This window comes from Pseudoclavibacter sp. AY1H1, assembly GCF_002931055.1.
In the GTDB taxonomy this organism is placed as follows: domain Bacteria; phylum Actinomycetota; class Actinomycetes; order Actinomycetales; family Microbacteriaceae; genus Pseudoclavibacter.
Map to the genome: position 1 here is coordinate 1 of NZ_PSXX01000019.1, position 16521 is coordinate 16521.

Annotated in this window: 17 protein-coding genes; 12 read left to right on the plus strand and 5 right to left on the minus strand. The window is 63.7% G+C overall.

Annotated features, from left to right (window positions below; translation table 11 throughout):
- Positions 1-1257: 1257 nt before the first annotated feature.
- Complete coding sequence (locus C5E05_RS19075) at positions 1258-1860, minus strand: RNA polymerase sigma factor (protein WP_181059753.1); 603 nt, start codon at positions 1858-1860, stop codon at positions 1258-1260.
- Positions 1861-2011: 151 nt separating this feature from the next.
- On the opposite strand from C5E05_RS19075, the gene C5E05_RS19080 reads away from it, so the two are divergent.
- The 9 genes from C5E05_RS19080 (at position 2012) to C5E05_RS19915 (ending at position 8695) form a co-directional block, all read left to right on the plus strand.
- The gene (locus tag C5E05_RS19080) at positions 2012-3010 is read left to right on the plus strand and encodes a hypothetical protein (protein ID WP_104342814.1); all 999 of its coding nucleotides are present in this window, start codon (positions 2012-2014) and stop codon (positions 3008-3010) included.
- Positions 3011-3021: 11 nt separating this feature from the next.
- Entirely contained in the window at positions 3022-3510 is a 489-nt protein-coding gene (locus C5E05_RS19085) for a hypothetical protein (protein WP_104342815.1), read from the plus strand.
- A 192-nt stretch (positions 3511-3702) separates the two neighbouring features.
- Positions 3703-4170 carry a hypothetical protein gene (locus tag C5E05_RS19090; RefSeq protein WP_104342816.1) on the plus strand — a complete coding sequence of 156 codons (468 nt, stop codon included), beginning with the start codon at positions 3703-3705 and terminating at the stop codon, positions 4168-4170.
- 109 nt (positions 4171-4279) lie between these two features.
- Entirely contained in the window at positions 4280-4708 is a 429-nt protein-coding gene (locus C5E05_RS19095; RefSeq protein WP_104342817.1) for a hypothetical protein, read from the plus strand.
- Between the two features lie 396 nt (positions 4709-5104).
- Complete coding sequence (locus tag C5E05_RS19100) at positions 5105-6064, plus strand: DUF3560 domain-containing protein (RefSeq protein ID WP_104342818.1); 960 nt, start codon at positions 5105-5107, stop codon at positions 6062-6064.
- Positions 6065-6166: 102 nt separating this feature from the next.
- Positions 6167-6667, plus strand: a complete 501-nt coding sequence (locus tag C5E05_RS19105; protein WP_104342819.1) for a hypothetical protein — start codon at positions 6167-6169, stop codon at positions 6665-6667.
- A 97-nt stretch (positions 6668-6764) separates the two neighbouring features.
- On the plus strand, positions 6765-7505 hold the full coding sequence (locus C5E05_RS19110; RefSeq protein ID WP_104342820.1) for an HNH endonuclease family protein: 741 nt from the start codon (positions 6765-6767) through the stop codon (positions 7503-7505).
- A gap of 139 nt (positions 7506-7644) precedes the next feature.
- Positions 7645-8010, plus strand: a complete 366-nt coding sequence (locus tag C5E05_RS19115; protein WP_104342821.1) for a hypothetical protein — start codon at positions 7645-7647, stop codon at positions 8008-8010.
- A 370-nt stretch (positions 8011-8380) separates the two neighbouring features.
- On the plus strand, positions 8381-8695 hold the full coding sequence (locus C5E05_RS19915; RefSeq protein ID WP_146081189.1) for a hypothetical protein: 315 nt from the start codon (positions 8381-8383) through the stop codon (positions 8693-8695).
- Between the two features lie 437 nt (positions 8696-9132).
- On the opposite strand, the gene C5E05_RS19120 is transcribed toward C5E05_RS19915, so the two are convergent.
- The 4 genes from C5E05_RS19120 to C5E05_RS19135 all read right to left on the minus strand — a co-directional run bounded on the left by C5E05_RS19120 (position 9133) and on the right by C5E05_RS19135 (position 14594).
- Positions 9133-9504 (minus strand): hypothetical protein, encoded by a 372-nt coding sequence (locus C5E05_RS19120; protein WP_104342822.1) that lies wholly within the window; start codon positions 9502-9504, stop codon positions 9133-9135.
- A gap of 32 nt (positions 9505-9536) precedes the next feature.
- Positions 9537-11795: a hypothetical protein gene (locus tag C5E05_RS19125; protein ID WP_104342823.1), complete on the minus strand. Its 2259-nt coding sequence runs from the start codon at positions 11793-11795 to the stop codon at positions 9537-9539.
- Positions 11796-11863: 68 nt separating this feature from the next.
- Positions 11864-12487 carry a hypothetical protein gene (locus C5E05_RS19920; protein WP_146081190.1) on the minus strand — a complete coding sequence of 208 codons (624 nt, stop codon included), beginning with the start codon at positions 12485-12487 and terminating at the stop codon, positions 11864-11866.
- A 91-nt stretch (positions 12488-12578) separates the two neighbouring features.
- Positions 12579-14594 carry an Ig-like domain-containing protein gene (locus C5E05_RS19135; RefSeq protein WP_104342825.1) on the minus strand — a complete coding sequence of 672 codons (2016 nt, stop codon included), beginning with the start codon at positions 14592-14594 and terminating at the stop codon, positions 12579-12581.
- Positions 14595-14865: 271 nt separating this feature from the next.
- Here C5E05_RS19135 and C5E05_RS19925 point away from each other — a divergent pair, with 271 nt between their 5' ends.
- The 3 genes from C5E05_RS19925 to C5E05_RS19150 all read left to right on the plus strand — a co-directional run bounded on the left by C5E05_RS19925 (position 14866) and on the right by C5E05_RS19150 (position 16485).
- Entirely contained in the window at positions 14866-15276 is a 411-nt protein-coding gene (locus C5E05_RS19925) for a hypothetical protein (RefSeq protein ID WP_146081191.1), read from the plus strand.
- 104 nt (positions 15277-15380) lie between these two features.
- The gene (locus C5E05_RS19145) at positions 15381-15818 is read left to right on the plus strand and encodes a hypothetical protein (RefSeq protein ID WP_146081192.1); all 438 of its coding nucleotides are present in this window, start codon (positions 15381-15383) and stop codon (positions 15816-15818) included.
- 229 nt (positions 15819-16047) lie between these two features.
- The gene (locus C5E05_RS19150; protein ID WP_104342828.1) at positions 16048-16485 is read left to right on the plus strand and encodes a hypothetical protein; all 438 of its coding nucleotides are present in this window, start codon (positions 16048-16050) and stop codon (positions 16483-16485) included.
- The last annotated feature ends 36 nt before the right edge of the window (positions 16486-16521 follow it).

Consider the following 16521-nt stretch of genomic DNA (forward strand, 5'->3'; position numbering starts at 1 on the left):
GTCTGGGGGTCTGGCGCTGCGCGCCATCCCTCCCGTCGTCCGGCGAGCCGGACTCGGCATCAGTCCTCCCGCTTCGCGGTCGGCGCACTACCGCGTCTGTCAGAGGCGAGTTGCGTTCGAGTTGACAGATTGCGCTGTCAATGCGGCCGTGAACCGAACTGCACGCAGCGGACATTCCTATTTCGAAACCGAGGGCAGGTGAGCCCTCCTGACCGATTGGAACCCCATGTTCACCCGAATTACCCGGATATTGACCGGTTTGAGCTGCATCGCTGCGCTCGCAGTTCTCACTGCTCCCCCATCGGCTGCTGATGTCACTGCCGCACCTGAATCACACTGCGGAGTTCAGATCACATACAACGGTGCAACAAAACAACCTGTCTGCTTTTCTACTGAAAGGGATCGAGACCAATATATGGCGTCGGGTTCGATTAGCAGCGCGTCAGCGAGAGCCGCAAGCGCGTCCACACACATTGGAACTGTGTGGAAGGACGGCAACTACCAGGGGTCCAGTATGGCCTATTGGGGAACAAACGGATGCTCAGGGAGAACGTTCGGATTTTCGTCGAACACAACAGGTTGGGGAATCAGTTCGGTGAAGGCAGCGAATGGATGTTGGGTGACGCTTTACACCGGCACTTCATACGGCGGCGCTAAGCTCAATTGCACGCCTAACTGCGCCGCGATTGGCTCGTGGAATGACTCTGTTCGTTCCCTGGTCTTCCGTCCAAAGGGAACCTTTGGGTGAGATCTATTCCGCGAGTGATGCGAGACCCAAGCTTGGGCAAATTCCAGGGTTAGCGCTTGGCACTACCGCTGCACTTCCGTCTTTCATCACACAAACCTGAAGGTCCGCCGGCGCTTCACCTGGGGGGAGTGCCGGCGCCCTCGGGTCTACAGCCGGCTCTAGTACGCCGGCTTCCCACATCTGCACGCATAGGGCCTTTGCATCTGCGACGCGCCCCTGCTCATCGTCAGTCGCGATCGTTGCCGCTGAGCCGGGAAAGCTCCCATCTTGGTTCAGCGCGGTTGAACTGGCGCAATGCACCACGGTCTCGTTAGACACGTCCTGGGCTTGGAGCACAGCCGTCGCTCCCGCGGCCGCGACCCCGCAAATCGCCAACCCACCGACACCAGCCCAGATCCACCGAAGCCGCCGACGTGCACGAGCTGCGGCGGGTTCCGTTTGGACGTGCTGCAGGAGCATGGTTCGAATCGCCGCCACGCGGGCAGGACTCATCTGAGGATCACTCGAACTCATCGGTTGGGCTCCTGCACATCAACTAGATCCTTCTCAAGCACCCCATCGGACTCAAGCTCCCGTGCGAGCTGGCGTCGCGCTCGGTGTAGGCGAGACTTGACGGTTCCCTCAGGGATGTCAAGGGCTCTCGCGACCACAGATTGCGGTAGTTCCTCGATCAAGCACATGTCAACCACGGCTCGGTCCCCGGACGAGAGCTTACGCAGAGCCCTCCTCAACGACTCGGTCCGTTTTTCGCCATCAACGAGCTGCTCGACACTGGCGGCGTGGTCCGCCTCATCGAGACTGGGCGGCAGCGTATCGAGCATGCGGCGGTATCGCCTCTGCGCACGGGTGAAGTTAAGCGATGTGTTCGTCGTGACCGCGAGCAACCACGGAAGCACCGAGCCGTCCACGATGCGTACCTTGCGCCGAAGCCGCCATGCCTCGAGGAAGACCATCGCCACGACGTCTTCAGCATCGGCCACTGCGCCGAGCTTCCTGTACGCCGATCTGAAGACGCGTTCCCGGTGGCGGTCATAGAGCACCGCAAACGAGCGTTCCGTCCCGGAGATTGCCTCTAACCAGAGCACACCATCCGAAATCTCTGCCCCCGTCACAGTCAAAGTTTACGAGTCGTATCGGATTCAGCGTGCCAACCACGACACGCCGGTGAACCTCCACTGTGAACCTCATACCCCTGACCGGACATCACTAGGCAGGTGGAAGCTCATCCGCCGGGCACCTCTCCCTCTCACTCATTGGAGAACTATGACCACGACACACCGCCAGAGCACAGCCCGCAGGTGGACCACCTGCCTCCTCACCGGCGCTCTCGCTGTAGGCACCGCGACATCATTCGCGATGCCAGCTTTCGCAGACGACAACGAACTATCCTCCGACGAAGTACTCGCCCTCCTTGAGCAGCACGGGGTAGATACAGATCCCGGCGCAGCAGCTGACGAGGTCACAGATCCCTCCGAAGCTGAACTCCCAGCAGAGTCCACCGGAGAGATCAGCGTCGCGACAAGCGAGAGTGCCGTCACCATCTCCTTGCCGGAGTCAGGCCTGGACGAGAAGAACGAGCTCACATCGTCAGCCGCATCGTACGACCATGGCGACGGATCCACGAGCGTTCCCATCGCCAGCCCGAGCGGCCTGCAAATCGTGACCATCATTGACGGCCCGGACGCACCGACGTCCTACACCTATCAGTTCCAAACCGACGGGGGGCGGCTCGAAGTTGTCGAAAGCGGAGAAGTCGCAATCTACGACGCGGCCGGGGATCTCGTAGGTGCCGTCGATGTGCCGTGGGCGAAAGATGACAGCGGCCGCGACCTGCCCACGCACTACGTCGTTGACGGCGACAGCTTGACGCAGGTCGTCGACCACACCTCAGTGGAAGGCACCGTTTACCCGGTCGTTGCTGATCCGAACTACACCAACTCCATATTCACCAAGAGCACGGTGTCGGCGTACTCGGCGTCCAACCCGGGTTACAAAGTGTCCGCATACATTTCCGCCTACGGGCGTCTGCTTTATGCTGGCAACAGCGGGCAATTCAGTTCGGTCGGCTGGGGAATTCTGTCGTCCAACCACCCCGGATACATCAACAACAAGCCGACCATGTACCAGCAGTGGCGATGCCACATCACCGGCGGATTCGCTGAGTGGGGTAGCTGGGACCTCGAGACAGGGCGCTCGAACAACCCCAACTGGGTGACACGAATTGGTACCGTATGGCCAGCATCGAAGGTCTGCAACTGGTAAGGAACCAACCCATGACCACGCCGAACTACGCACGGGCTTCGCTCATCGTCGCAACCGCATCGCTAATTCCCTACGGCTTGTTCGCCAGCCTGTACTGGCCGTTCACTGCCATCAGCGAAGATGTTTTCAGCGACGCTTACAGCAAGCTCTACGTTGGCAACCTCATAGCTCTCCTCATCGTGACGGCGATTTGGGCGCTACTTGTTGCCGGTGGGGCAGTTTGGCTCGGGGCACGGTCCACAGCCCTGCGAGGGCAGGGCCGCACATCAACGGCGTTCGCTCAGGTATTGCTCCTCACAGGCGCAGGCGCAGTCACACTCGTGGGCCCAACGACCTTCGCGAGCGTAGCTCTGTACAACGTCGTCAATTGGGATGCTGCCTACCCGGACAACGCCACACCCGTTGTCCTCTGGGGTGGTGCCCTTCTGATGATTTGCGCCGGGGCGATCGGAGTGATCGACGCTCTGAGGACTCGACGCGAGGTGAACACCATCCACTAGTCAGCGTCGAATGACAGGCGGTGTGCCGAGCACGCCGCGGGTCGAGTGGGGCAGCCCAGTTGGGCTGCCCCACTTTGTTCTCAACCGCAACTCGCAGCCCGGAATGACAGTGCGTGCGGGTTGACACTTTCCTTCGGTCCAGCTAAGTTAGTAACTGTCAGAGTTACTAACTTTCAGATCGGAGAACGCCTCATGACCGCCCTTCTTCTCGCCTCGTCCATCACTCCCCCCGTGGTGTCACAGACACTCGTCGCCCTCATCAAGCGAGATCACCTCATCTCGCAACTCGCAGAAGCACGATCAGAGTTCGAAACCCTCGCCACGCGACGGGTCCGCGGGGACGATCCACGCCTCGAGAACTTCTGGGACGACGCCCACGAAATCAGCCGAGATCATGAATGGTGCGAGGTCTACGACCGGATCGTCGAAGCCATGCGAGGCCCTGAGCGATACCAGGAAAGCGACTACGACGTGACGGTAACCGTCTCACTCCTCATCGACGTCCCCTACACGGTGCGAGCAACCAGCGCCGACTCAGCACGAGATGTGGCCTACGACTCGTTTGAAACTGCAGATGCCATCGAGTACATGCGCAGTTACGGCAACACGGCCTACAACAACGTGAGAGACATCGACATTCAAGAAGTCGAAGTCGACTAGGGCCGTACAAGTGGGGCCGGTTCCCGGCCCCACTTGTACGTGCAGGTTGACACTTTTTCATCGAGCGACTACACTTAGTAACTGTCAGAGTTACTAACAAAGGAGCACCATGAACCACAACCTCGACTCAGCACTCGCCGAGCACAACGCCCGACTTCAGGCCGAACTCGACGCAATGCTCGGCAGAGTCACCACCGAACGACACACCCAAATCCGCCCCGACGACAGCCGCATGGAATCACTCTGGCGACTCGCCCTCCGCTACGCGACCAGCCAGAACGAACTCGACAAGTTCCACACGGCCATCGAAGCCCTCGGCGGACCCGACTTCGAAAGCCCTTACCGCATCGGCGTCCGAGGCTCACTGCAACTCACGGGCTACTTCAACCTGACCGCCCTCAACGACGAACACGCACGCGAAAACGCCACCTACGAGGCGTTCAACACCCTCTCGCGCAACCTCGCACTGATCGGCTTCAACATCAACGGCAACAGCATGCGAGACCTCGAAGTCATCCACCTCCGCCGAACTTCCTGAGCCACACTGGGGGCCGTGGCCACCACCACGGCCCCCAGTGGCCGTCCCCACATGTCTGCGTGCGGGTTGACATGTGGACAGGAATCGACTACACTTAGTAACTGTCAGGTATACAAACTTAACAGCGAAAATTCGCCCGCTAGCCCAGCAAAACAGGGGATGTGCAGAACCTCACCCACGAGCAGCCAGATGCGCTCGCGGGAGTGCGGCACACAGGCTTCATGTCATTGCTGATCCAGTGTTGCGTGCAGGTTGACAGATTCCAAATGGCCGACTACACTTAGTAACTGTCACCAATACAAACTAAACAGAGACCACACCACCCGCCCACGCCAGGAACTCAACCCCCAGGCCGCGCTCGCGGGAGGCTCAGAACTTCGAGTCAGGGGAACCCGAATGATCACCATCACCCACACCCACGAGGCCGGCACCACGGCAGCCGGCACTAACCGCGGGGACGGCACCGCCGACATTTTCAAGCGCGAGGGATGGCGCTGGGGGCGCAGCATCAGCTGTTGGTACCTACCTCACAGCCGCGACAAGGTCGCGAACCGGTACCGGATCAAGGACGCGGCACGAGCACTCGAGGCAGCCGGCCGCCAGGTCACCCTCACCGTCGATGACACAGCCCGACCAGCTGCGCAGGTCGAGGCCGACAGAGCGGCCCGTCAGGCCCACCGCGTCACCGGCCTCACCACCCGCGCCGCCCACCTCGCCGAAATCGAGAAGAGCGCCGATGCCCGCCTCGAAGTCGCGAAACAGTCAGTCCCACCCATGGGGCAGCCGATCCTGGTCGGTCACCACTCCGAGAGCAAACACCGGAGGTCGATCGACAAGCTCGACAAGGCCATGCGTCAGAGCATCGACGCCGGCCTCAACGCCCAACGCGGGGAGCAGGCAGCCGCCACCGCGGCGAAGACCACTGAGCACCGCTACAGCCCGATCACCGTCGCCAACCGCATCGAGAACATCGAGAAAGAGATCCGCAGTGTCGAGCGGCTCCTCAACGGCTACCGACGAGCCCCCGGGACCCCGTACGCCGAGGACGTCCCGCCGGCAACCGGCGAAGTCCGTGACCAACTGCTCAACCGGCGCAACATCGAGTCCGACGCCCTCACATACTGGCAGCAGATCCGCGCCGACCAGGTGGCGGACGGCGCGACCACGAACTATCAAGCGAGCGACATCGCGAAGGGTGACGAGGTGCTGTACCGAGGGTCCTGGTACGAGGTTGCGCGCGTCAACGAGAAGACAGTGAGCGTGCTCGTTCGACCTGGATCGACTGTGACCCACACCATTGCCTACGCCAAGCTGCGCGACCACAGGGCCGCAGACACCAGCCCACTATCCTCCTAGGACGGGCGCCAGACCGCAGAGTAGTAACTCTGACAAGCCGCTTCTCCTCGCGGTCTGGTGCCCCTCCGTCTCCGTGCTCACCACTCACGAACGGAACGACCCATGACTCACCCAGCAGCATTCGTCCAGCTCATCGGCGAACTCCAGCTCACCGCCAACGCGGCCGCCAAGGCCAAGGCGGAGAAGCAGCAGCTGACTATCAAGCGCAACGACCTCTGCGGCCAGGCACTCGGTGCCGGCATCAAAATGGCGGCGCTCGCCAGGCTCTCCGGCATCAGCCGAGCCATGCTCTACAAGCTCAACCCAGCACCAACGGTGCCTGCTGGAGGCGAAAGCACTGAGACCCTCCGAGCGCGGCTCGAGGACACCGCCGAACGGCTGCGTGCCGCCGATCACGAGCTCGCGATGAACATCACCCGCCGCGGGCAGATCCTGCGCACCATCAGCGTGCACTTCCCGAACGCACTCGCAGTCAAGGAAATCGCCGGCTTCTCCGGCCTCAGTTACGACCGAGCTCGGCGCTACATGGAGGACGACACGATCAAGCCCGATCACATTCCCGCGGAAATCGATGTCCAAATCGATGCCGCCGAAGGCCACTAACTACGTAGGCCCATCCGGCTGCACCCTGCGGGCCCAAGGGGGCTGACTCGTCACGCGAGCAGCCCCCTTCCGCATACCCAGAGCAAGGACACCGACCATGCTGAATCGACGCAACACCGCCATGATCTCGCTCCTCGCCGTCGCCATCGCCGGCTGGGCAGTCATCGGCCTTTCAACTCCGCACCACGAGGCGACCCCTGCCCAACCCATCGGCAGCGCCGCAACTGTCGCCCCGATCACGTCGACGATGACGGCCGAGGAGATCAGCCAACGCCTCCAGGTGCTCGCGATCGCGCAGCAGGTCGAGGCGGACCCCCAAACTCCCGCATACGAGCGCGACGAGTTCGGTACCCGCTGGGCCGACGTCGACCGCAACGGATGCGACACCCGAAACGACATCCTCAACCGCGACCTGACCGACCTCGTGCACAAACCAGGCACCAACGACTGCAAAGTCGTCGCCGGCACACTTCATGACCCCTACACCGGGCAGCTGATCCATGTGAACACACCACAGGAGCTCGGCGATCAGATCGACGTCGACCACATCGTGCCCCTCAACCTCGCCTGGCTCCACGGCGCGGCGACTTGGACGCCCGAGCAGCGTCGCAACTTCGCGAACGATCCAGCAAACCTTCGCGCCGTCGACGCGAGTACCAACAACAGCAAGAGCGACGACGGCCCCAGCGCCTGGGAGCCACCCAACACCGACTACCGCTGCCAGTTCGCAGCCGCATACGTCGACGTCGTCGACGCCTACAAGCTCACGCTCTCGCCTGCCGATCACGACAGCCTCACAGCGACACTCACCCGCTGCCTCCCAACAGCGACGACATAACGCGCAGCACCACGTGGTGTCCAAACCAACAGGTCGAGCTGCCACTACCTACATAGGCACCTCCTCCGTGCCGATCGCTAAACACTGCGCGAACACCGACCACAGGTAGGGCGCGCAACTCCAGCAGACGGGACATCTCATGGCACAGCCCAACGGGACCACACTCTCCACACTCACAGCGGCTCAGCACAAGCTCGAAGCCCTCAAAGCCGAAGCCGCACTGGGCACCTGGTCGCCGTTCTCACTCGCGACATCCCACAGCGGCACACGTGACGCTGACGCCCTGGCTCTGCTCGTGACGCTCCTACCGCCGTCGGCAGCCTCGCTCCTCACCGTGATGTGCCATCACGTCGTCGTCGACGAGGTCCTTCACGTCTTGAGCCTCGCGGCCCACGAAGAGCGACTCGGCCGGTCATTTCCGCCACGTGCGCTCCGGCTCGCTGAGGTCATCCTCCAGCAGGCATCGTCCTCCGAGGTGCACGACGCAACACCGAAGGTCCTCTAGTGCGCTCGATGACCGCGTGGGCGGCCCCCGTCATCGCGCGCACTTCATGCCGTCGGGCGACCTTCACACCGTCGCCCACGCTCCTGCAACTGCTCAACGACGCCGATTCCAGCGACAGGCCTCCACTTCGGAGAAGACTCAAGCGACTTCAGACTCGCTGCCTAAGCCGTCTCAGGCACAAAGCCTGGGCCGCCGAGGCCGCAGCAACCTCTGCCCAACTCCACGTGGATGCCACCCATCTCGAGCTCGTCCATGCTTGCCGGCACGGCAGCGTCAGCATCAAAGCCCCGGGTGGAGGGACCGCCGTCCTCACCGCGCGGCGCATGCGTGGCGCCCGAGACCACGTCTTCACGATCCTGGCGGATCGCGCATGAATCCCTCACCCGAGATTCAAGCCGCCGTTCTCGAAACAATCGCCCGTGAGCTCGACCCGCCTGCCTGGAAGCTCCATGACCTCGAGCTGACCGAATCGACAACCCCGGCAGCCTGGTTGCACCACGTAGTCACCCCATCCCTACAACTCGCCCGTGCGCAACTGACCAACGAAATGCCCGTAGAACCGCAACAGATGGTCACCCGGTACACCAGGGCCGTCGCCGCGCACCCCTTCGGGCCGCTCACACGCCGCGAATCAATCGAGATCTCGAACCTCGCCCACTGGCGTCGGCGAGCGAACCTCCAGTAGCGAGGACATCCACAGATTCGTAGAGCGCCCGACGGTGCTGGCTAGCTTGACACCTGCCTCGCCCCGTCGGGCGCTCTTTCGATGGATCAACTCAGCCCAGCATCGCGCGACTCGACTCGTGCTCAAACGCATCTCTCAGCGCAGCTCGCTCCGCCGCACGCGATCGCACCGTTCGAAGTTCACCCCGCCAACCGCAGACACACTCTGCTCGATGTCCAGCTAGGTACACCCCAACAGCACCGCCCGCACGCCTCGTGGCGTACGCATCAACGATGCTCACAACGTGCATCAGCTCACCTCACTCGACACCTGGTCCATACACGCTCTGCGAAACGTTCGGTCGACACCTCATTGCGCGATGGCACGGTTGTCAGAGACGGTACCGTTCCGCCCGCGCCGCAAGGCGTTCCACGTTCTCCTCTACGACGGGCATGACGTCATGGGGCACTCCAGGAGATGCACGCCACGGACGCGCTGCCGTCTGTGTTCAGCGAAATGACCTCAACGAGGACGCCAGGGACGACCTGAGCAGGAGTGGCAGGCTGGATCTGCCCATTCGCGAGCTGCGCGAGCAGGGATCGGACGGTGGAGCGCACCGCATACTCCTCGAGCAGCGATCCCCCGTCGCGTACCGCCGCGCGCAGCGCGAGCATCGTCTCGTCGCCGCTCGGGGAGCGGAACGTGCCACCGGCCGCGCGAGCTGCACGCAGCCAGTCCCGGCGGCGGTCGCCTCCGAAGAAGAAGCGCGAACGATCCCCCTCAGCCGATCCGTTGAAACGACGGAGCGGGAAGGCCCGTGTGCGAGTCATGGAACTGCTTTCTGTAGTGGTCATGAGAATCCCTAGTTGATTGTCGTGGCGGCTTGACCAGCGACCTCGCCGGCCACGGTCACTGCGGAAACGGTCACGTCGCTTGGAGATCCACCGGAAGCGCGAGCCGCCGATGACGTCGCCTTGAGGGTCTGTTCCGAGACGCTGTAGTCGTCCACGTTCGGGATAGCGAGCTGTGCGCCCTCCGCGGCACCCGCGAATCTGAGCTGCGCGCCACGAAGCGCCGGCAGGCTGATGACTCGCATGGAAATGTCACCGTTCCCGTGGCGGTGAGCTTCGACCTGGAGCGTCTGCGCATGGTCGTCAGCCAGAAACGCGATGTTCAGGTCGATCTGCTTCTGGAAGATCACCCCGACGCGGTGAACCACCCCACCGGCAGCTGCTTCGTTCGTGCGCTTCACAAAGACCCGCAACGGCATCTTGCCGAGGCTGAACAGCACGCTGTTGCCCCCACGGGTCAGGACGATGCTCGTGGTCACGACTTCTCGGTCTGCGTCGCCAAACACGTACGTGGACCCTCCAGCGAACGTGAGGACGTCGCCCTGCTTCATGAGCAGCGGCAGGCGCTGGGTGCAGTCGCCGGCCCGCTGCGTGATGAAGGTGTAGCGCAAGCCGGTATCCCAGTAGCCCCAGCCGGTCACGTACTCGGCGGAGCCCGCGGTCGATTCGGTGCGCTGCGCGAAGAGTGTGGCCCGATCGACGAGCTGCTCACCGCGCAATGCCTGAGCTCCACTGGAGGTTCGGCTGTCGAAGTATCTGCTAGACGCACTCGACTGGCGCGTAGAGAACCCACCGTTCGGCCCCACGGTTTCCCATCCCTCGGGCGAGTCCGGGTTGTTGGTACCGACCAAGATGGTGCCCATGGTGGGGCTCCAGAGCGTTCCCAGCTGCCGAGTGGACCGGTAGGGCTTGAGCCACTCACCGAAGACCCCGACCGCGTAGTACGAGGGTCGACGCACGAACAGGTACTGGTCCCCCTTGGAGCCAGCGGCGTACTTTGTGAATCGGCTCCCGACCAGCATGGGGAGCTCAGCCTCCGCGGCTGCGCGAGCCTCACCGGATGGCCCTTCGGGCGCGAGGATCCCGTACATCCACGTGCGGGGCGAGGTGTCTGGCTTGGTGAGGGCGGTGATCCCCTTCGTGTGCGCGGCGAACGAGCTCCGCTCACGGCGCTTCTGCTCTGCCGTTGGCATGAACAGGGCGAGCTTTGGGGCGCCGGGAAGGAAGTCCTTGGCCAGCGCCGCGCGGTCCGAGAGGTCGTCAGCTGGCCGCACGACGGTGGAGACGACGTTGCGCACGTGCAGCGCAGGGACATGGGTCAGCTCGCCGGTTCCCGGTTCGGGGATGACCGCGTAGCTCATGAAGTCGGCGTAGCGCTGGACTCCTGCGAGCAGGTCCGGGTGTGCCGTGTGCCGGTAGAGCCAGGCGAGATCAGGGAGGGTGACGGTGAAGTTGTAGCCGAAGTCGGCCCCGAATGGTTCGTGGAAGAACCCGGCTGGGGACTGGCCGTTCTTCATCAGGTACGAGATCCGTTCGTTCACCGCTTCCTGTGTCGTGGTGGGCTTGTCGAGCACCTGGAGCGAGCGCTGCGCCGCCACGAGCCCAGCAGCAACTTGGTTGAAGTAGAGCACCGGGGCGCTCCAGTGCGCGGCCTTCGTGTTCATGAACCACGTGACGGACCGCTCGATGCTCCGCCGCAGCTGCAGGCGACTGTCGTAGGAGACGCCGAACTTCCGCAGCGCTTCGTAGGTGACGGCCTGCGCCGTCGTCCCGAAGGTCGTGGAGGCCAGATTCGTCTTGCCGGGCAGCTCCGGGTAGCTGCCGTCCCGCAACTGCAGCGACGTGTAGTACCGAATCGAAGCCTCAAGTCGCTTGAGCAAATTCGCGTCCCGGTAGTACGGGTTCCACGGCCGTTCGCTCGCGTAGAACCAGGCGAGCGTCGCGACGTGCTCCATGACGCTGGCGTTCGACGGGGACTGCGTCTCGACCGGACGCCACCACCCGCCGCCCATGAACCCGTAGAGCTTGGGGTCGTTGTCGACGATGTCGTTCGCCATGCCCGCCACGCTCATCAGGTAGCGCGCCAAGACTTGCTCGTTCTCCGCGAAGAGGCTTCGAGCGGGCGACGCGATCGCCGCGACCTTCGGGAGGGCGGCTGCGGCCGCCGCAGGCGCGGGGAGTGCGAGCTGAGCGGCTGCGCTAAGGGCGCCGATCCCGAGCGTGCCGAGCAGCATGGATCGCCGGCTGAGCCCGGTGGAGGTGTCGTTCATGGGGGAATCTCCTTGAAAGCAGTGGGGGCGGTCCCGAACGGCTGACCGCGAAGGGGGAAGAAGCGGGGTCAGACCGCGGGGGATAGGGCAACGAACCGCATGACGGGTTCGCCCCAGTGGCAGGTCTGGAGCAGCAGTGCCCCGCTCATGCCCGTCACGTCTGCCGTGGTGGCCGTGTACTTGTCCACGTCGCGCAACTCCGTGACCTGGTAGGTCTGCGCAGCGCCGGTGGTGTCCTCGATGACCAAGCGCGATCCGACGTCGAGCGGCAGGATCACGTCTCCACCGCAGCCGTTGTGCGCCGCGTAGACGGGCTGCAGGCTTGCGTCGACCGCATATGAGGCCAGCTGCGGAAAGGAGCCGTCACACGCGTCCAGGGCCGCGTCTGGACCAAGTGAGCCCAAGGACACGACGGGGAGCTTTTCTCCGCCTGCGATGGGGGCTGGGGCGAGCTCCACGGCCATCTCATTTGTCGCGGTGCGCAGGGCGCCAATCCCGCGTTCAGCGACCGCGGGGGCGAATGCCGCCGTGCCAGCGATCGCCACGCCAAGCGTGAGGGTGGCGCAGATTGAGGCAACGGCGACGGTGTGCCGCCGTCGTTGTTTTCGCGTGCGGGACTCGCGAGCAGCGCGACGGCCAATTGGAATCTCGGGGGTGAGGAGCGTTTCGACAGAGAGCGGGTGTCCGGTCACGGTTTCTTCCGATCGTGCGGTGCTGCGGCGAGCTGGTTAATGGACGACGGCCCACACCCGAGGGGAGGGTGTGGGCCGTCAGTTCGGGGGACTAGTCCTGCTCGGAAGCAGCTGCCGCCTTGCGGCGACGCAGCACGAGTGTTCCGAGCGTCGCCAGCGCCGCGGCGATGATGCCGCCACCGGTCCAGAGCGCGGCCTGAGCGTCAGCGCCGGTCTTCACCAGATCAACAGAGCCAACCGGCGTTGCTGCCGGCGAGGCCGGAGTCGTCGGGGTTGCCGTGGGCGTTGGGGCCGGAGCGGGCGTCACGGGCGTCTCGACCGAGTCGCCAACGGGAGGACCGTCCGGGACGCTGACGGTGGCCTCGTTGAGGACCGACTCGGCCTTCTCGTCCTCGACCGTGATCGTGTAGACGTACTCGCCCGGGAGCATGATCGACGCCTTGGGCTCCAGCGGCACATCCAGGATGATGTCCACGCCGTCGATGCCGAGCAGCTTGTCCGTGAGCGTGATCGTGCTCTCGGGTGCGTTGCCCGTGTTCGTGACGTTGAAGCCGTACGTGATCTGGTCGCCAGCGTTGCCGGTCGTGCCATCGCCGTTGCTGTCTTCGACGCCGAGCTCCTGCTTGTCGAGCTCGAGGCCGACGCGGGTCAGGGTGTCGGAAACGCTCGCCTCGCACACGCTGCCGGTGTCGTCGCCCTCGAAGCAGGTGTTGGAGCCGGTGTTGACGACCTTGTTGGTGATGAGATCAGCGGCGGTGTCGAGCACCTTCACGCGCACGCGGACGCTCTTCTCCTGGCCGGGTGCGTAGTCGGATGCGCCCCAAACGACCGTGCCGTCGGGCTTGAGCTGGCCGCCCTGCGACGCGGAGATGAACTCGACGCCTGCAGGCAGCGTGTCGACCGTCTTCAGGTCGTACGCGGTGCGCAGCTCTTCGAGGTTCTTCGTGGTGATCGTGTAGACCACTTCCATGCCCGGGAGGAGTCGGTCTGGCGCATCCGACGTCTTCGCGACCGTGGTCTGTGCGGGACGAACGACCCCATCTGCGGCACCCGCCAGCGACGGCGACGTTCCCCTGCCGGTCTTCTCCACGGTCTGCCCCTGACCCGTGATCGGGCCGGTGAACTCGTACGACTTCGCGGGAGTGTCTGCGACCCACTCGGAGTAGAACGTGAACCCGTTCACACCCTCAGGCACGGTGACACCGGCGGGCATGCTGAGCACGACCTTGCCGGTTTCGAGGTCGCAGGACTCAACGACGGCCTTGTATCCGCTGTTGACCGTCTTGGTGCCGCCCTCGGTGATCCAGCCCACGGTGAAATCACCGTCACAGTTGGGGAGCGCCCCCTTCGATGCGGTGACCTCCGTACGGGCACCAGCGAGGTCAGCAGCGGTGAGGGTCGCATTCTTGTCCACGTACTGCGAGGCGACCAGGAGGCCGACCTCGTTGCCGTTGATGATGCGCGGCGAGATGACGTGGCCCGTGCTGGCTGGCTGCAGGTGGGCGATCGTGTAGGACGTGCCCGGCCCGAGGATTGAACCGTCCGCGCCGACCAGGGTCAGCGTCGCCGTCTTGTCTTCCTCGGGGTCGGCCACCGGCTGCACGGTGACCGTGGTGGAGCCGACGATGCCGGAGGAGACTGCGACGGCGTCGGTGAGCGTGATGAACATCGTGCCGCGATCGCCCGCAGCGCTCTTCGCGGTCGCGACCACGGTTCCGTCGGCGCTCTTGATTTCCAGTCCATCGAATGCGCGGAACAGGAAGTCACCGCTCTCCGCGATCTTCACCGTGAACGTGTCACCCGGAACAGCATCGTCCGGGATCGCCATGTCGAAGCTAACCGCCATAGCGGTCCTCCAGAGCAGCGCCCCGTCGTCACGCACCGGGTCGGCCGAGTCGACCTTGACGTTCGAGAACACATCGGCATAGTTCGCCGTCGACGCCGCCATGGGCTTGAAACCAGGCGACTGCGCGGCCGAGGCCGCCGCAGCACCAGGAGCCATAGCCAGCGCCGAAAACGCGATAACGCCGACGGCACCCGCCGACAACGTTCGGACAAGCGCACGCCCGGAGCGGGCCGGGGCGGTTGCTACTTCAGTTTTGGTCATTCGTGTCTTCTTCCAGGAAGCGAGTTGAAGGCGGCCAAATGGGCCTACGTGGGTAATGGCCCCCTGCCACCCAGATTTGGACAACCCATTCAGGAATTTTTTTCGGGGGCGTGCTTCACAAAGACAGCGGCGACCCAGAACCCATGCGATCGACAAAGAGGAGCGACTGAGCTGTCCAAATCACGAAGCCAGACGGGCACTACCGGGACAGGGCCCTCCACGCGCATCCGCGCCCCCGTTCGACGGGCCTCACCCAGATCAAGGAGACCCGATGACCCAGCCACGCCTTTCCACCCAGCCCGACCAGCCACTTAGCCGCCTGAAGGCGCTCGGTAACAACATCCGCCTGTGCGTGCCCGCACTCGCACCAGCCGTCAGAGTTCAACCCGATCAGGAACACTGCCTGGAGCTCGAGCTCTCCACCCGTCTCGCGATGGTGATCAGCACAGCCGAGGCGAACTGGTACCTGCGGACGAAACACCGCGGCGACCTCGGTGAAGCCCTCTCCCCCAGCACGGCACTGCAGATGCCCACTCGAGGAGACGCTCTGATCCTTCTCGAGGCCGTCGCTACCGAACTCCGCGCCCACCTGGAGGACCTCCGTCACCGCCCCGCAGACCGCGATCCCGAGCTGATAGCGGAAGTGCAGCTGCGACTCCAACTGGTTCAGGAACACCTCTAAGCGGCGCGGAACGACCCAGGCCAGTTCGGACAGGTCACTTCATGGAAGCCGAGCATGTCTCCCCTTCGAATCCGAGTGTTAAGCCAGCCAACAGAAGGCAACCCATGCTCACTTTCCGACCCCAGATTCACGACGAAGTGGATCTCCTGCTCTCCGGCCTCTATGTCGTCACGCGCGACTTCTCGGCGATCAACGATCCGAAACACCTACGCGACGTCGTCACCGTCAGCGACGAGCTCGGGAGCGAGCTTCTGGCCCAGAACGGACACGACAGCAACTACATCTGGCACCCAGTCCGAGAGGTCATCATCGAACGAGAGCCACAGCGGTTCCTCACCCTCGAGCGGGTCCGCCGCAAGTGGGTCGCCGCGAGCACGAACGTCATGAGCGTGCGTTCCTGGATCATCTACGAGACCCTGCGTGTTGGCCTCGCTGACGAACTTCTTGACGTGCCCGCGTCCGCCATCGCGGAACCTGCAGGGACAGCAGCAGAGCCCACCGGGTGGCGTCGCGAGCAGTGGATGCCCGCGCTCCTCCCCTAGGAGCGTTGAAGCACTCAGTTGCCCTTCCATCAACCACAGGTCAGACCGGAGACGCCTGTATCTGCGGTTCAGGCCTCGCGCAGCGAAGGTCGAAAGCTACGCTTGGCCGCGTGCAGTCGCCGCAATCATTCGAGTGCCCTACGTACGCCCCCGTGCGCCACGAGGTCCGAGCTCCGCGACTGAACACCGAATTTCTCGCCTGCAGGGCGCCGAAGCACGGAACGACATCGTGAATCGCCCCGTCGAGCAGCTCCTCAACGAGATTCGCGACGCTGTGACGCTCCAACGGTCGCTGAGCTCGCAGCTAGAAGCGTGCCGGCAGCAGCGCCTCTCGTTGCTCGTAATCGGGCGAGGCCTCGAGCTATCCGCCGGCACGCTCATCAATGCCACCCAACTCAGTCGGGGGACCTTCTACCGAGATCTCCTCGCCGCGAAACTGACCGGAGACGCCTCCTCGATCACGAGTGGCCCTGAACTGCTAGACCTACTGCGCTCCAATGCCGGCCAACGCCTCGCGCTACAGCCGAAAATCGAGCGTGTCCAGGAGCAGATATCGCTACTGTTCGCGCAGCTCCGCCAAACAGCTCCCAACATCACCCCGGCCACAATCCACCAAGCGACAGGCCTCCCGCAGTCCACGATCTACCTGCACCTCAGCAGGCAATGAGATCGGGGGTCCTCCACTCTCGTGGAACACCCCCGA

What these genes read in the sequence shown, in the direction of transcription:
- C5E05_RS19080 (WP_104342814.1), top strand. Translation starts at nt 2,012, where the DNA reads ATGACCACGACACACCGCCAGAGCACAGCCCGCAGGTGGACCACCTGC.
- C5E05_RS19085 (WP_104342815.1), top strand. Translation starts at nt 3,022, where the DNA reads ATGACCACGCCGAACTACGCACGGGCTTCGCTCATCGTCGCAACCGCA.
- C5E05_RS19090 (WP_104342816.1), top strand. Translation starts at nt 3,703, where the DNA reads ATGACCGCCCTTCTTCTCGCCTCGTCCATCACTCCCCCCGTGGTGTCA.
- C5E05_RS19095 (WP_104342817.1), top strand. Translation starts at nt 4,280, where the DNA reads ATGAACCACAACCTCGACTCAGCACTCGCCGAGCACAACGCCCGACTT.
- C5E05_RS19100 (WP_104342818.1), top strand. Translation starts at nt 5,105, where the DNA reads ATGATCACCATCACCCACACCCACGAGGCCGGCACCACGGCAGCCGGC.
- C5E05_RS19105 (WP_104342819.1), top strand. Translation starts at nt 6,167, where the DNA reads ATGACTCACCCAGCAGCATTCGTCCAGCTCATCGGCGAACTCCAGCTC.
- C5E05_RS19110 (WP_104342820.1), top strand. Translation starts at nt 6,765, where the DNA reads ATGCTGAATCGACGCAACACCGCCATGATCTCGCTCCTCGCCGTCGCC.
- C5E05_RS19115 (WP_104342821.1), top strand. Translation starts at nt 7,645, where the DNA reads ATGGCACAGCCCAACGGGACCACACTCTCCACACTCACAGCGGCTCAG.
- C5E05_RS19915 (WP_146081189.1), top strand. Translation starts at nt 8,381, where the DNA reads ATGAATCCCTCACCCGAGATTCAAGCCGCCGTTCTCGAAACAATCGCC.
- C5E05_RS19120 (WP_104342822.1), bottom strand. Translation starts at nt 9,504, where the DNA reads ATGACTCGCACACGGGCCTTCCCGCTCCGTCGTTTCAACGGATCGGCT.
- C5E05_RS19125 (WP_104342823.1), bottom strand. Translation starts at nt 11,795, where the DNA reads ATGAACGACACCTCCACCGGGCTCAGCCGGCGATCCATGCTGCTCGGC.
- C5E05_RS19135 (WP_104342825.1), bottom strand. Translation starts at nt 14,594, where the DNA reads ATGACCAAAACTGAAGTAGCAACCGCCCCGGCCCGCTCCGGGCGTGCG.
- C5E05_RS19925 (WP_146081191.1), top strand. Translation starts at nt 14,866, where the DNA reads ATGACCCAGCCACGCCTTTCCACCCAGCCCGACCAGCCACTTAGCCGC.
- C5E05_RS19145 (WP_146081192.1), top strand. Translation starts at nt 15,381, where the DNA reads ATGCTCACTTTCCGACCCCAGATTCACGACGAAGTGGATCTCCTGCTC.